General features: G+C 69.9%; 17 protein-coding genes and 3 pseudogenes. 18 read left to right on the top strand and 2 right to left on the bottom strand.

The genetic code is table 11. From position 1 onward, the window contains the following. Positions 1–66 precede the first annotated feature (66 nt). From H297_RS0115595 to H297_RS0115530, 14 genes and pseudogenes are all read left to right on the top strand, one after another. A pseudogene (locus H297_RS0115595) lies at positions 67–1,855 on the top strand (type IV secretory system conjugative DNA transfer family protein). Then, entirely contained in the window at positions 1,852–2,082 is a 231-nt protein-coding gene (locus tag H297_RS0115590; RefSeq protein WP_027737813.1) for a hypothetical protein, read from the top strand. Before H297_RS0115595 ends, H297_RS0115590 begins: the two are co-directional and overlap by 4 nt. Then, the gene (locus H297_RS0115585; RefSeq protein WP_027737812.1) at positions 2,079–3,251 is read left to right on the top strand and encodes a DnaB-like helicase N-terminal domain-containing protein; all 1,173 of its coding nucleotides are present in this window, start codon (positions 2,079–2,081) and stop codon (positions 3,249–3,251) included. Before H297_RS0115590 ends, H297_RS0115585 begins: the two co-directional genes overlap by 4 nt. Further along, positions 3,248–3,526, top strand: a pseudogene (locus H297_RS44265) (hypothetical protein); the annotation flags it as partial. The gene H297_RS0115585 and the pseudogene H297_RS44265, both read left to right, overlap by 4 nt. Before the next feature lie 121 nt (positions 3,527–3,647). Next, positions 3,648–3,878: pseudogene (locus H297_RS44260) on the top strand (DNA cytosine methyltransferase); the annotation flags it as partial. A 495-nt stretch (positions 3,879–4,373) separates the two neighbouring features. Next, positions 4,374–4,544 carry a hypothetical protein gene (locus tag H297_RS44255; protein ID WP_239081552.1) on the top strand — a complete coding sequence of 57 codons (171 nt, stop codon included), beginning with the start codon at positions 4,374–4,376 and terminating at the stop codon, positions 4,542–4,544. A 93-nt stretch (positions 4,545–4,637) separates the two neighbouring features. Continuing rightward, on the top strand, positions 4,638–5,237 hold the full coding sequence (locus H297_RS0115570; RefSeq protein WP_027737809.1) for a DUF4913 domain-containing protein: 600 nt from the start codon (positions 4,638–4,640) through the stop codon (positions 5,235–5,237). Continuing rightward, the gene (locus tag H297_RS0115565; protein ID WP_027737808.1) at positions 5,234–6,013 is read left to right on the top strand and encodes a hypothetical protein; all 780 of its coding nucleotides are present in this window, start codon (positions 5,234–5,236) and stop codon (positions 6,011–6,013) included. The genes H297_RS0115570 and H297_RS0115565 overlap by 4 nt, the downstream gene beginning before the upstream one ends. Beyond that, positions 6,010–6,486, top strand: coding sequence for a hypothetical protein (locus tag H297_RS0115560; protein ID WP_027737807.1), 477 nt, complete (start codon positions 6,010–6,012; stop codon positions 6,484–6,486). Before H297_RS0115565 ends, H297_RS0115560 begins: the two co-directional genes overlap by 4 nt. After that, positions 6,483–7,148: a hypothetical protein gene (locus H297_RS0115555; RefSeq protein ID WP_027737806.1), complete on the top strand. Its 666-nt coding sequence runs from the start codon at positions 6,483–6,485 to the stop codon at positions 7,146–7,148. Before H297_RS0115560 ends, H297_RS0115555 begins: the two co-directional genes overlap by 4 nt. Further along, a complete protein-coding gene (locus H297_RS0115550; protein ID WP_027737805.1) occupies positions 7,145–7,972 on the top strand; it encodes a hypothetical protein in 828 nt (275 codons plus the stop codon). Before H297_RS0115555 ends, H297_RS0115550 begins: the two co-directional genes overlap by 4 nt. Before the next feature lie 22 nt (positions 7,973–7,994). After that, positions 7,995–9,113 carry a winged helix-turn-helix transcriptional regulator gene (locus tag H297_RS41710; RefSeq protein ID WP_315904596.1) on the top strand — a complete coding sequence of 373 codons (1,119 nt, stop codon included), beginning with the start codon at positions 7,995–7,997 and terminating at the stop codon, positions 9,111–9,113. Continuing rightward, on the top strand, positions 9,011–9,910 hold the full coding sequence (locus H297_RS0115535; RefSeq protein ID WP_239081531.1) for an SPDY domain-containing protein: 900 nt from the start codon (positions 9,011–9,013) through the stop codon (positions 9,908–9,910). Before H297_RS41710 ends, H297_RS0115535 begins: the two co-directional genes overlap by 103 nt. A gap of 57 nt (positions 9,911–9,967) precedes the next feature. After that, entirely contained in the window at positions 9,968–10,441 is a 474-nt protein-coding gene (locus H297_RS0115530) for a hypothetical protein (protein ID WP_027737803.1), read from the top strand. Positions 10,442–10,445: 4 nt separating this feature from the next. Here H297_RS0115530 and H297_RS0115525 read toward each other — a convergent pair whose 3' ends face one another. Further along, complete coding sequence (locus tag H297_RS0115525; protein WP_027737802.1) at positions 10,446–10,709, bottom strand: hypothetical protein; 264 nt, start codon at positions 10,707–10,709, stop codon at positions 10,446–10,448. A 218-nt stretch (positions 10,710–10,927) separates the two neighbouring features. Here H297_RS0115525 and H297_RS0115520 point away from each other — a divergent pair, with 218 nt between their 5' ends. From H297_RS0115520 to H297_RS0115510, 3 genes are all read left to right on the top strand, one after another. After that, a complete protein-coding gene (locus H297_RS0115520; protein WP_027737801.1) occupies positions 10,928–11,275 on the top strand; it encodes an SPDY domain-containing protein in 348 nt (115 codons plus the stop codon). 88 nt (positions 11,276–11,363) lie between these two features. Further along, positions 11,364–11,576, top strand: coding sequence for a hypothetical protein (locus tag H297_RS0115515; protein WP_027737800.1), 213 nt, complete (start codon positions 11,364–11,366; stop codon positions 11,574–11,576). Then, positions 11,573–11,980, top strand: a complete 408-nt coding sequence (locus H297_RS0115510) for an esterase (protein WP_386125229.1) — start codon at positions 11,573–11,575, stop codon at positions 11,978–11,980. Before H297_RS0115515 ends, H297_RS0115510 begins: the two co-directional genes overlap by 4 nt. Positions 11,981–12,205: 225 nt before the next feature. Here H297_RS0115510 and H297_RS0115505 read toward each other — a convergent pair whose 3' ends face one another. Next, a complete protein-coding gene (locus tag H297_RS0115505) occupies positions 12,206–12,715 on the bottom strand; it encodes a hypothetical protein (protein WP_027737798.1) in 510 nt (169 codons plus the stop codon). 223 nt (positions 12,716–12,938) lie between these two features. Here H297_RS0115505 and H297_RS0115500 point away from each other — a divergent pair, with 223 nt between their 5' ends. Beyond that, positions 12,939–13,952, top strand: coding sequence for a nucleotidyltransferase domain-containing protein (locus H297_RS0115500; protein ID WP_158693694.1), 1,014 nt, complete (start codon positions 12,939–12,941; stop codon positions 13,950–13,952). Position 13,953 lies beyond the last annotated feature (1 nt).

Genomic DNA, 13,953 nt, shown 5'->3' with positions numbered 1-13,953 from the left:
CCCCATGTGCTGCACGAGAGCCGAGCGCGCCCCGCCCCCGCCCGCTCGCACACCTAAGGAACCGCCGTGCCATCCCAGCGCACCAGCGCGCCCTCGACCACCACTGGGTCGGACGCGCTCCTCTACCTCCTGTTCGGCATCCTCGGCGCCGCCATGGCTTTCGCCTCCCTCGCCTGGCTGACCGGAAATCTCACCAACACCGCTGTCGGGAATGGGACATGGGCCCCCTTCCGCGCCACGGACGCGCTGCTGCACCCGGAGGTGCTGTGGCCGACCTTGAGCACCAACATGCTGATGGTCGGTGCCCGCGTCGTCCCCGGCCTGTTCACCGTGGCCCTGATCCTCACCGCTGCGGTGCTGTGGATGCGCTGGCGTGCCGGGTCCAAGTCCGGCCTCGCCCGCAAAGCGGACCTGGCGCCGCTGCTGGACAAGGAGATCGTCGACAAAGCGAAGAGCCTGCGCCCGAGCCTGAGCGGCCGGGAGAGTAAAAGAGGTCCTGCCCGCTGACCGCGGCATCCTGCTCGGCACCCTGGATCCCAGTCGTGCGGAGGTCCGCGCGTCCTGGGAGGACGTGATCGTCGCGATCATGGCCCCGCGTTCCGGCAAGACGTCCGGGCTGGCGATACCCGCGATCCTCTCGGCACCGGGTCCAGTCCTGCTCACCAGTAACAAGGCCGCGAACGACGCCTTCACCACAACGGTGGACGCCCGCGCCGAGGTCGGCACGATCTGGACCCTCGATCCTCAGCAGATCGCCCACCACCCGCGCGAGATGTGGTGGGACATCCTCGCTGACGCCCGCGATCTCGCCGGGGCGAAGAGGTTGGCGCGGCACTTCGTCACCGCGAGTGTGGACGAGTCCAGCGGCTCCGACTTCTGGTCGACCGCCGCGAGTAACACCCTCGGCGCCCTCTTCCTCGCCGCCGCGTCCCACCGACGGCCGATCACCGATGTCCTGGCCTGGCTCGCGATGCCGGCCGACCGCACCCCAGTGGACCTGCTCACCGACGCCGGCCATCATGCCGTCGCCGCCCAGCTCCAGGGCACCGTCTCCGGCGCGACCGAAACCCGCGACGGAATCTATGAGACCGCGAGGCAGTACGCGAGCTGCCTGCTCGACCCGGACGTCGCCGCCTGGGTCACCCCGAACGATGACCTCCCCGAGTTCCAGCCGTTCGCCTTCGCCACGTCCCGCGACACCCTGTACCTGCTGAGCAAGGACGGCGGCGGCAGTGCGTCCGCGATCATCGCGGCGGCGGCCGACGCCGTGATGCGCGCGGCAGTGATCGTCGCCGAGCGCTCCGGCGGACGGCTCGACCCGCCCGCCCTGTGTGTCCTCGACGAGGCGGCGAACGTGTGCCGCATCAGCGACCTCCCCGACCTGTACTCGCACCTGGGCAGCCGGGGCGTCATCCCGATGACGATTCTGCAGTCCTACCGTCAGGGCCAGCGGTGCTGGGGCGAGGCGGGTATGGACGCCCTGTACTCCGCCGCCACCATCAAGATCATCGGATCGGGCATCGACGACGCGGACTTCGCAGACCGGCTCAGCCGTCAGGTGGGCGACCACGACGTCCAGACCACCTCGGTGTCGACGAGCGAGGGCGGCAAGTCCACTTCGGTGAGCATGCGCACCGAGCGGATCCTGCCGCCGGACGCCATCCGCGCCCTGCCCAAGGGCAAGGTGCTGCTGCTGGCCACCGGCATCCGGGTCGCCATGCTCAACCTCAAGCCCTGGTACAAGGAGCCCTCCGCCAAGGTGGTCGGCCCGGCTTCCGCTCGCGCCACGAAGGCGATCACCGAGCGTGCCCTCGCGAAGAGCATCGGCCAGGATGATCTTGGGCTGTCGGCATGAGCGCGCCCACACCACAGCAGGGGCGGTTGGCCCACGCCCCGGTCGTTCTGCGCGGTGGCCGGTGGTGGCTTGACGGCGGGGCCGGCTCGATCCCCGCCTCCGACCCTGCCTTCACCGCCGCCCTGGACGACTTCGCCCTGTCGATGGCCGCTGCCGACCGGGCAGTCGCCAACCTCCATATCCGGCAAGACGAGACGCCCTCCGTTGATCCCGGCGGCATGCGGTGAACCCGCTGATGAGTGCCGAGCAGGCGGTCCTCGGAGCCGTGCTCCTCGCCCCCGAGCAGCTCACGCACCTGGAGTGGCTCGCTGCGGGCCACTTCTATCGGCCCGTCCATCAGGCGCTGTTCGACGCTCTCCGCAAGCTGCGCGACGACGGACACCCCGCGCTCTCGGCCGACGGTCCGTTGCCGCTGTCGTGGGTGACCGACGCGGTCGGGGAGGCCGGACAGCACGTGCGCGGGCTGACCGCGGCGTACGCCCACACCCTGATCCAGGCGTGTCCCCGAACCGAGCACGCCCCGGTGTACGGCCGCATGGTGCTGGAGGGGGCGATTCACCGGACCGTCGCCCAGCATGCGATCCGTCTTCACCAGGCGGCTCGGGCCGATGCCGTCCAGGGCGAGGTCGAGGGAGCGTTGCGTACGGCGGACGCCTTGGCCGGCGTACTCACCGATCTTGCGCGTCGCTGGGGAACCGACCCTCGACCGGTCCCACCCACCGCTGGGCCCTCCGCCGCCACGGACACCCTGCCTCCCGCACAGAGCGGCCAGGTCGCCGAAGACGAGCGGTTCCTCCTGGCCGTACTCGCCGAACAGCCGGGGGCCATGGGCGAGGTGGTGGCCTGGCTGCGACCGGGAGACTTCGCCGACCCGGCCCACGGGCAGCTCTACCGGTGCCTGGGCGCGCTGCACCACCGGGGTGAACCCATCGACCGGATCACCCTGCTCTGGGAGGCCCAGCGACGCGGTCTGCTGGCCGACGGCACTGTGTCGAGCGAGCAGCTGGCTTCGGTGTGCGAAGGCATGGTCCCCGGCAGCGCTGACTGGTTCGGGCAGCGGGTGATGCGCTCCTCCGTGACCCGCACCGCCGCCGCCTCGGCGCGAGCTATCCGGACCCTGGCCCAGGACGAGGTTCTGGGGCCCGGTCGGCTGATCAACCACGCCCTGCATGCGCTCGATCCTCTCGACGAGGTCCGCACCCGCTGGGTTACCGCGAACGGCGGTCCGGTTCCGAAGGCCACGGCACCCGCTGCGCCGGCGGGCGATCCGCCGCCCGACCGAGTCAAGGCCGCCCGCGCCCGCAGCACACCCCGCCCAGCCGCGTCACCCTCAGCCCCGGCCAGCCGCCTCCCCACGCTTTCAGCACGCCGACCACCCTCGCGCGGCCACCCGTGAGACGCCCTCCCACCAGCCCACTTCTGCCCCTGGAACTCGCCTTGACCTACCCCGTCTCCACAGCCGCGCCGTACCTACGCGCCTTGGACCCGAGCCCCGCCGCCCCGTTGCGCTCTCCGTTGATCGGGTCTCTCTGCTCGGGGTACGGCGGCCTCGACCTGGGCGTGCAGGCCGCTCTCGGCGGCACCCTGGCCTGGCACGCCGAGGTCGACCCGAACGCCTCACGCATCCTGGCCCGCCACTGGCCCGGCGTCCCCAACCTGGGCGATATCACCGCCGTCGACTGGTCCACCGCCCGTCGGGTGTGCGTCCTGACGGCCGGTTTCCCCTGTCAAAGACGTCTCCGTCGCCGGCCGCCGGGCCGGACTCAACGCCCAGACCCGCTCCGGGCTCTGGCTGCATGTCGCCCGTGCGGTCGAGGCCCTCCGACCCTGCCTGGTTGTGATCGAGAATGTGCGCGGCCTCCTCACCTCCCCCGCCGGTTCCCCTGGCGACGTGGAACTCTGTCCGTGGTGTCTGGGAGACACCGCAGGTCAGCCTCCTCTGCGGGCACTCGGTGCCGTACTCGGATCCCTGGCCGACCTCGGGTACGACGCGAAGTGGCTCGTGCTTCGCGCCTCCGACGTCGGGGCCCCGCACCGCCGCGAGCGGACCTTCCTCGCCGCATGGCCCGCCGGGCACCCTGCTGAAGACGCCGACCAGCAACATCGGGAAGAACGGCGGCTCGCAGCATCCGTCGAAGCGGAAGAGCGGCGGGCACGGTCCGAACCTGGCCGACGAGGTCGAGTGGCTGCTGCTGCCGACCCCGAAGGCGTCGGACGGGATGAAGGGCTCGCCGAACCAGCCGCACAGCAATGGCGACATGACCCTGCCCAGCGCGGCGGCGTCTCTGGTGCCCACGCCGAGGGCCAGCGACACGGGCGCCCCGGGCCGCCGCCCCGGGAAGGGATGGCGACCTCCTTTGTCGGCGGTGGTCCTGCCCCTCTGGGCGGAGGAGACGCCGGAGGCAGGGGCGCGGACCAGCGATGGGGAGCGTACGGATCCGCCATCACCCGATGGGAGAGGCTCACCCGTCCTGCTCCGGCTCCCACGGACGCGGCCGGACGGCTCCGCTCGGACTTCGTGGAGTGGATGCAGGGCCTCGACGCCGGCTGGGTCACCGCGACTCCGGGGCTCGGCCGTCCCGCGCAGCTCACCGCACTCGGCAACGGCGTCGTCCCGCAACAGGCCGCGCTTGCCTTGCAGTTGCTGGCACCGCCCTCCCCCCGCTGTCACCGCTGCGCCAGCCGATAGCGCTCCACTACCGCGCTCTTCCGGCCGGACCAAACCGCAGATTCTCCGGATCCTCTCGGGCATGTCGCCGTCTCACAGATGGAGCACACCCTCATGGCCGACACCAGCCCGACCGCCCCCGGCCCCGAGCCGTACCGCGTCCCGGACGCAGACCTCGACGACCTCGCCAGCACCCTCGCCAAGACCATGGCCGAGGTCAGGCAGCACGGCGTCATCCTCGACCGCCTCGGCTCCGAACCCGAATTCACCGGCAGCCAGCCAATGAACGGTGTTCCGGAGATCGAGGCGGCCGACAGCGAGCAGGCCGACGGCCCCGCCTCGGTGTTCATCCTCGCTCTGGGCGGCGAGGCGTACGCCGTCGAACTCGCCGCCCTCAGCGACTGGGTGAACTACCTCTTTCTGCCGGTGTACGGCCGGGAGATCAGCACGAGCCGTCCCTGGTGCGCGCACTGGTATGAACACCCCGAGGCCGTCGCGCGGCTGCACGCGCTCTGGCTCGCCTGGCAGCAGTTCACCGACACGGAGGCCGGCCTGTCCGGCCCGTCGACCTGGCACCGCGACCACCTGGACCAGACTCTGGCGCACCTGCGTGCGCCCGACGGACCCTTCGCGGCCTGCACGACCAGCGCAACGCGACCCAACCACCGTGTGCTGGCCACCCCGGCGCCCGAGCAGTCGGGCGTGGCGGCGTGAACAACGTCCTCGACTTCGACCTCGACGATCTCGCGCCGGTCGACGACGACTCCGAAGAGGCGATGGAGGCCCTCTGGTCTGGCGACTTGACGGTGCTGTCCCAGCACCACACCAAGCCCAACGGTTCACACAGCTTCGTCCTCGCCCACGACCGATCGGTCACCTGGGGGATACCCGGCGAGCCACAGCTCGTTGCGATCGCTGTCGCTCGGGATCTGCGGCAGTCCACGTTCACCTTCGAGACGAGTCACCACGCCACGGCGTCCTTCGCCCAGAACTGGCTGGCAGAACGCGGCTGCCCGCTCGACCGGATCGCCCTGCGCGGTGGCGACTACATCGAGCCCGCCGACGACCTCACCGTCCAGGTGGAACAGCAGATCCAGAAGTCGGGCACCCGTTACGAGGTCCTCGACACCTACACCTCCGACGACCGTCCCAGCGAGGCGTGGACACTCGTCAACGACGCCCAGGCCACCCAGGCACCGGTTCGCCTCTTCTTCGAGGAGTGGAACCACGATGCCGGCACGTACACGATGCGCGAGGGCGCCTTCCCCGACGTCGGCGTCGCCCAGACCTGGCTGGACGAGCGCAGCGAACCGCTGCCCGAGCCTCCGGAGTACAGCGACCACAACGGTGCTGTCGTCCGGGCCCGCATCGCCCGTATCGCCCTCTCCCGGTCCGCCGGTACCTCTCCGACACCGCAGACCGGTCTCGACGCGCCCCGCGCGACCGCGGCGGTGCCGGTTCAGCGCGCGGCCCAGGGGAGGCTGCTGTGAGCCGCGCCCGCTTCGCCTTCGCCGCGCACCCTGACGCCATCACCGACCTGCGCGAACTCCCCGCTGGAATTCGTGATTTGGCCTTGCTGGAGCTGCAGAACCTGGTCCACGGAAGCGACGACTGCTTGCCCTTGAAGGGCCGACTCGCCGGCTTCCACAAGGTGTACGTCGACCCGGAGGTCGCCTACCGGCTGGTCATCCAGTTCCGTCAGGCCCCACCGACCTCGACTCACAAGCGCGAGATCTACCTCGTAGCCGCTGGCAGCCGGAAGGACTACGCGGTCTACCGCACGGCCCACCTGCGGACCGGCCCCCAGCAAGAGGTCGGCCCGGCCTCCGCCACGGAGGCCCGCGTGCAGGCCGCCCGGTCCCGCTCGACGCTCACCGCCGAACGGCCGACAGCAGGCCGCGCGACTACCCCGTCAACAGCGCCGCCCTCGGCCACTGCCCCTCGAAAGGCCGCCCAGCGATGACCAACGACCGAACTGCGCTCATCCGTTCAGAGTTGGCGGATCTCCTCACCGAGGCCGCTCAGAACGTCGGCGGCATCCCTGCCGCCGAGTACCCGACGGCTGCCGCCCGCTCCTACCTGCATCCCGTCTTGGGGCCGCTGGCCGCTGGGCCCCGTGTGATCACCGGGCTGAACGACCGGTTCGAGGGCTTCCTGGCCGCCGAGCCACGCCCCGCTGGTTCGGCGGGCCTGTTCGCTCTGGCCTCATACGCCTCCGCGCTGGGGTGGCTCACCGAGTCGTTCGCCGAACTGACCTCCTCGGTCGACGAGATCTGTAACCACGTGGGCATCCCCACGGAGCCCTGCGCACCGATCGTCGCCCCGACCGGCGGAACCGAGCGGAACGACGAGTTCGACTTCGCTTTCAGTGCGCTTGAGTTGGAGGCGGTTCGGAATGCAGCCGAGGCCGCCGGCCTCGCGCCGGCCGACTACGTCGAGGTTCTCTCCTTGTCGCTGCTCGCCGCCGCCCGGATCACCGACGCCTGCATGGAGATCTCCAGCGGCCTGCTCGATGACGCTGATCTCCTCCGCGAAGCGAGCGACCGCCCGCGGCTCGGCGACGACCCCGGGAGCCTGCCCGCTTTGGTCCGCTCCCTGCTCGACCGGATGGAGGCGACGGAGTGAACCCGTACGACGCAGACACACACCCTGGGCCTTATCTCGTCGTCGAAGTGCTCGGTGTCGGGGACGTCAGCGTGCCCGCTCTCGCGCCTGGCCCGGGGGAACCGCTGCACCAGGCCGCTACGCGTGTCATCGAAGCCGCGGCGGCGTTGGACGAGCGACACGAGAGCGTGCTCGTCGCGGTCCGGCGGTCGCAGCGGCTGCTCGAAGGTGCTGGTCGCGGTGAAGTCGGCCGCGCCCAGGTGTCGTACGCGCTGCTGCGGACCGCACTCCCCGAACTCGGAGACGTTCTGGCGCAGCAAGACCGGGCGTACAGCCAGCTCGTCGAGTCCCTGTCCGCCTACCGCCGGCTTCCTTCCTCGCCCGAGGCTGCACAACGCGCGACCAACAAGGGCCACGGGCAGGGCCAGAAGACGAGGCCCGACCGGAACGACGACTGGGCCGTCGCCGGGGAGCGCGGGCTGGTAGCCCTTGAAGCCGTTGCGACCGGGGGCGTTCGCTTTCGTCGCAACGCGATTGGCGAGGACCCTTTCATCTCGCGGGAGAAGGCCCATCGGCGGGACCCGGCGGTCTTCCCACAGACCGTGCAGCGGCTGGTCGCCGACGGGCTACTGCATCAGGACGCCACCGAGAACGTGTACCGGCCCGGCCAGCTCCTCTCGCTCACTTCGCAAGGGGAAGCCGCCTTGCGTGCTGGTCGCGCGACGACCTCACGGGTGTCCGCCGCCCTTGGCCGCACCACCACGCAGACCACGTCAGGCACGCTCGCCGACTCGGTCGCCGCGCCCGCCGCCAGGACCTCCCTCGCGGCCCCCCGCTCACGCTGACCTCATCCCGAAAAGGACCACCATGCCTACCCCCGGCCTGCCTCCCACCTTCTCCTTCGCTTCCATCGACGCCCAGCGCGTCGAGGAGGCTCTCACCCGGATCGGACCCAAGTGGACCGCCTGGACCGCGATGACCCTGGCCCAGGTGAACGGCCCCATGCGCGTCCGCGATGTTGCTGCCCGGCTCCCCTTCGTCAGCGAGCAGTTCGTCGGCAAACGGCTGGCCACGATGCACGCCGACGGACTGGTGGTCCGTGGCTACGACCGACGGGCGGCGCCGTACCGGCTCAGCGGACTCGGCACGTCACTGGCCCCCGTGCTCCGCACGGTGTCGGACTGGTCCCGTACCCACGTGACACAGGAGCCGAAGGCCGAAGCCGAGCGTGTCGAGGACGCGCTGCGCCGCCTGCATCATCGGCACTCAACTGCCGTGATTCAGGCCCTCGACTCGGCTGACGGCCAGATGCGGTTCGTTCACATCGCCGAGGCGGCCGGTCTGGACTACGGCCTCGCACGCCAGCGACTTGTCCGGCTTCAGGCCGATGGCCTGGTCACGCGGACGGGCTCCCGGCACGGAGACCCTTACGTGCTCACCGATGCCGGCCAGGCGTTGGGGGCCGTCTGCGCGTGTCGAGCACTGGAGCCAGCCCTTCGCGCTGCGAGGTGGAACAGCGGCACCTCGTCCGACAGCAGCAGCCACGCGCACCCACGTCGGCATTCCGCTGGGGGCGGGAGCCGACAGCGCCCGGATCGCGGCGGCTCTACGACGGAGCGCCGCCGCGTCGAACGTCATGTTCAGCCACGCGCCTCAGCCGGAACCGCGGGTGCCGGCGGCCGTGACCGCTCAGTCGGCGCCGGGCCGGGGCCGGTGACGGGGGTGAGAACTAGAGGCCACTCGCCGCCACTACGGCATCCGCGTGCGCTCCGGCGGCTCCCGCCGCTGCATACGCGGATCCGTTCTCCTCCTTCGCTTCCGGAGACTCGACCATGTACGCCCCTGATGACCCGACCCGGTACCAAGAGGTACTGGTCAGGCCCATGTATCTGGCTGGTTCCAACGGGACCGGCGAGGCTGGCTTCGCGCCCGTCACCCACTGGCCCCATCAGTACCTCGATGAGGGCCCCTGCCAGCTCCTCGTAACCTCTCCCGACCAACGGATTCGGATCGGCTGGTTCGGCGACGACTTCGAACTGTGGAAGATCAGCGCAGCCGAGGACGCCTTCTCGGCACCTCGCTGGACGGCGACGTTCAACCACGTCACCCCGGCCGAGATGGTCGCCGGCCTCACCGCCGCACTGGTCCAGGACTACGACGAAGCCATCGCTTCCGATACCCTCGGCCGCTTCTTGACAGGGCCAACCGTCCCTTGGAGGGACACCGTCGGGCCGCTGACCGATGCCGGCTGGAACCTTGACGGAGCTGCTGAACTCGGCACCGTCGAGATCATCGCTCCTGACGACCAAGCGGGCATCCTTATCGATCGGCGCGGCTACGGCTCCGACCGCACGACCGTTGAGCTGTGGGCTGGCCCGCCGGGCTGGGGCACTCGTACCGAAGCGACGTTCACGGCCCGCGCCCCGTCCCACTTGATCGCCGCAACCGCCGCTGTGATGGCGAAGTCGACCCCCGTGGTCCGCGAACGCCACCAAGTCGACCGGCGTATGCAGCACCTGGTCACGATGACCCCTGTCGCTTCGGTCACGTCGATCCCGGAGGCTCAGGTCTCGCGCGCTCCGACTCCGCTGGACGTACGCCGCACCGCGGTCACCCAGGCCGTACACCGTGCCGCGCGGGCACCACGCACAGCAGCCGACCTCCGGGTGATGGCCGCGCAGAGCCGCTCCACGGGGGCGGCGCAGAAACGGACGGGACACCCCGTGCCTGCGACCTCTGCCCGGCTGCCGGCCAGCTCGCCGACGCCCCGGCGCGGACGCTGACTCCTGCCCAAAGCCGCACTCCACTCGCGACCGTCCCCGCCCAACAGGAGTTCCAACATGCTCGACCAGGCCACGGCCATGATCGAGAACGCCTGGGGCCAGCCCATCGAAGCTCTTGAGGTCGTAGGGGTCCGCCGCCCCAGCGAGGACCCGCTCCTGCGCTGCGCCATGCACACCCGCGCGGCCCTGGCCATCACAGACAACGCGGTAACCGTTCACCAGGACCGTCTTCACGCCCTGTCCCGGCATGGGTACGTGCCTGACTTCTACGAACTCGACCGGATCACCGAAACGGCGGTCAGCCTCCGCGTCGCCCACGCGGAAAGCCGTGCGTACCTCCAGGCGATCCGACGTGTGGTGGAGGCTCGGGAGGCCGCCGCGCCCGAGGTTGAGGCACCGGCGGTTCGGCTGGCACAGGCCGCTGTCGCCCGCTCCGCGCAGACGCCGCACGCCCCGGGGGCCACGCCCGATCCATCCTCTCCGGCGGCCGTCGTCGGGCCGTCGGCGCCCACAGCGGGGCCCCGACGTTGAACGCTTAGCTCCGATTTTCGTCGTGGTGGTCCTCTTCGTCCCGGGGGCCCACCGCGCGGGCCAGCTCCTCCATCGTCAGCTCCATTCGCCGGCCTTCGGCGACCCGATGCTCCACCATCTCCTCGTCCGGCCAGTGGTCGGGCTGTGCGCCGACTTCCCACTGGCCGTCGGCAACCATCGCGATGTCGCCCACGGTCCAGGGCCGTCCGGCGGCGCGGATCTTGCGTTCCAGCCCGGCGCCGTCCCAGTGTCTGCTCGCCTCGGCCATCCCCTGCTCCCCCTTCACCGTCGTGTGGTCCGTCGCCGCAACCCAGGTAGGACAACTGCGGACGCCGATCCATTTCCGTCCCGCCAACGCTTGCTGGTGGCCTCCAGTTCGCCCACGGCAGACGGCATCTGCGGAGAAACGACTACGCACTTCGGCATGCCGCATGCCAACGTACGGGTGTTGGGAAAGCCGCAGGTCAACGAAGGGATCGTCCAACCGTGAACGCCTCTGCCACCCTCCTGCCCGCCGTCGTCCACCCCGCCGTGGAAGACCTCCACTGGCTCTCTTCCGACCACTGCGCCGCTCCAGTGCTCGACCTCCTGGACGGTCTCGGCTGGGCGATCACCGAGACCCCGGAGGCCAACATCCACATGACCAGCCCGGACGGCGGCGTCTACGTCGGCTGGCTTCCCGAAGACCCCTCCGCCTGGGCGCGCGAGATCGTATGGCGCGTCCAGGTACTGCCCGCCGACGGCGAGGTGTGGGTCCAGGAGTTCGGTGTCCATACCCCTTCCGAGGCCGTCGCCGGATTCCTCGCCGCCCTCGTCACCCACTCCTCGCGCTGACCACCGGACCGCGGGCGGGCCGACGGCGGCCCGTCCCGTGCACCGCGCTAGTTCCGGCCCCGTCCCCCCACTGCCCTTGGAGTTTCTCTTGCCTCAGTATCTGACCGTCGGCCACCTGCTCCGCCAGCTCCAGGAACTCAACCCCAACCTGCCTGTCCGTCTCGCCATCAACCCCGACTTCCCCTTCGCCCACTTCGTCGGAGCCGAAGTCGTCGTCCGCGACGGCAGGGCGTACATCGCCGACGACGGCCAGGAGGACTACCTCCCGGTGGGGGCGCGCGACGCCCTCACCTGGGCTTGATCGTCCCTACCACCACGGAGGCTTCCATCACGTCCCTCTCGCGCCCCGCGCTGCACGATGTCGCCGCGCGCCCCATGCCGTACGGCGTGCACAGCGCGCTTCTCCAGCGCATCTCCGCCCGCCCCGACGGCCCCCTCGACATCACCTGGCTCGCTGCCGAGACCCCCCAACTTCCCCTCGGGCGCATCCGACTGCGCTGGGAGCCCGCCTCGCGCAGCGGCTGGGACGTCACGACGTACCTGGGGCTGACCACGGCCGAGGTGCTCCTCGGTTCCTGGCCCGGCGCCCCGGACGACTGGCCGCGCCTAGTTCGGCCGACCCTGTACGAGGTGACCGGCCTGTGCGCCGCCCTCTCTTTCACGACCGACGCCCTCGACCTCTCTAACCGACTGGCCGAAGTCTGATCGAGAGCTGCAGGCCACCCCAAGCCGTTCTGGCGACGGGGCTGGCTCCTGGTCCCGATCAGCATGGTCAGCGGGAAACCTGGCAGGGCGAGACATGCTCCCAGCCCGAGGGCCACCGGTCCTTGTGCATCGCCAGGTCCCGGCGCGGGCCGGGCACAGGCGCGTTCTCATTCATCCGCAGTTCTTCGAAAAGCACTTGGTGTTCGCAGCGGGCGCGGTGAGCCCTCACGACCGCCCCACCCACGCCTGGTGCTCGGCGGCGACGTGCAGCTGCTCGCGGAGGCGGCCACGCAGGACGCCGACGCGAGTTCGGCCCTCCAGTACCTGCAATCCGCTGCTCACCGGGGCCAAGAGGCCCCGGTCGATGAGGAGCGGCGGGCGCAACCACGTCCCGTGATTTTCCCAGTGCCTGCCGACTTCCGGGGCTCGCACTGCGACCCAATGCACCGGGTTCTTGGCGAAGTGTTCGATCAGTCCGACTTCGCTCTCACCGGTCGGCATGGTGTGGAAGTCCGCGGACGGGATCGTCTCCAGCGTCCAGGTGATCGCGGTCAGATCGAGGTTTCCGTAGTCGTCCGCGAAGGTGCCGTTGTCGCCATGGTCGAACAGGAAGTCCCTCAGCACGGCGTCCGGCCACCGCAGTGCGGTCAATGCCGGGTCGGATCGGAAGCGTTCGAAGCTGAGGCCGCCGTCCTGACGGCGCTCCATCAGCGAGCTGAGGTCTTTGAGGTTCATACCTCAGATCTACCGGAGATCTCCGACCGTGTTCCCCCCCCTGGCCGCGGTCTCCTGACACTGCGAGCGTCGGGGCGATGAGAGGGGTGACTTCAAAGAGCCGGGCCCCGGGGAAGTGGTGGGCTGACTCCCCGGGGCTCGTGGCGTGCTGAACGGTGGCACGTCGGTTCTCGGGGGCGTCTGGCTCTGTCGCTACCCGGCAACAGAGCCGGTCGTCCGGTCGGTGAGCCATCTGACGCCGTCGGCGTCGGTCGTCCAGCGTCGCTGTCAGTGCCCGCTCGTACGCTATTGCAAGGCGCAGGCGCGCCGGAGCCTGGAGGCGTTCGTGGCAAGGCAGTTGACGTATGAACAGCGGATCGCTTTGATCAACAAATGGAAGAACCCCCCGGGTGCTTCCGAACAGCTCCGGCTGGAGCGCGCCGAGCGCATGGTGAAACAGGCAGTGCTCCGGCACGAACCGTTCCAGGGACTCGACATCACGGTCGCGTCGAAGGGCTCGTACCCCAACAACACCAACGTCCGCGGTGACAGCGACGTCGACATCATGGTGAAGCTCAATGACCCCATCCATACGGAGGGGCTGGCGGCTTGGTGGTTTGGACAGCCAGCCAGGTACGCGGGGCCGTGGACCCGGCAGAGGCTCCGCCAGGAGGCCGAGGACGCGCTCACCAACCACTTCGGTTGGGTGGACACGGACCACAACCTCGCCGTGTACGTTCCGGAGGTTGTGGGCAGCCGTCCCAGCATCGACGTGGTGCCATGCTTCAAGTGGGTGGCCTACGACACCACGGCTCCCGGCGGGGAGTATGTGGGCAGCGTCGTCTACGGGCGCAATGGCAAGCGTGTCATCAACTGGCCCGAGCTCCAGCTGGTCAACGGCCGCACGAAGAACACCAACACCAAGTACCGGTACAAGTTCGTGGTGCGGGTGCTGAAGAACGTCGAGAACGACCTCGCTGCCGAGGGCGTGATCAAGGCCCTTCCGTCTTACTTCTCCGAGTGCCTGATCTACAACGTCCCGGACAACGTCTTGCTCCTCGATGGCAGCCTGGACGCTGTGGTCCGCGAGAGCCTGCGGGAGGTCTATCAGCAACTCACGGGGGCCTGGTTCAGCTATTTGCGCATGGTGGAGCCGAACGGGATTAAGAAGGTGTTCGGCGAGGGCCAGAAGTGGACGGAGAAGGACGCGCGCGAGCTGATCGAGCGCGCGTGGCACTACCTCAACTACGAGAGCTGAC

It is taken from the genome of Streptomyces sp. CNT360 (assembly GCF_000424785.1).
Note: the sequence above shows the minus strand (reverse complement) of the source record. Positions and strands in the feature narration are given on the sequence as shown.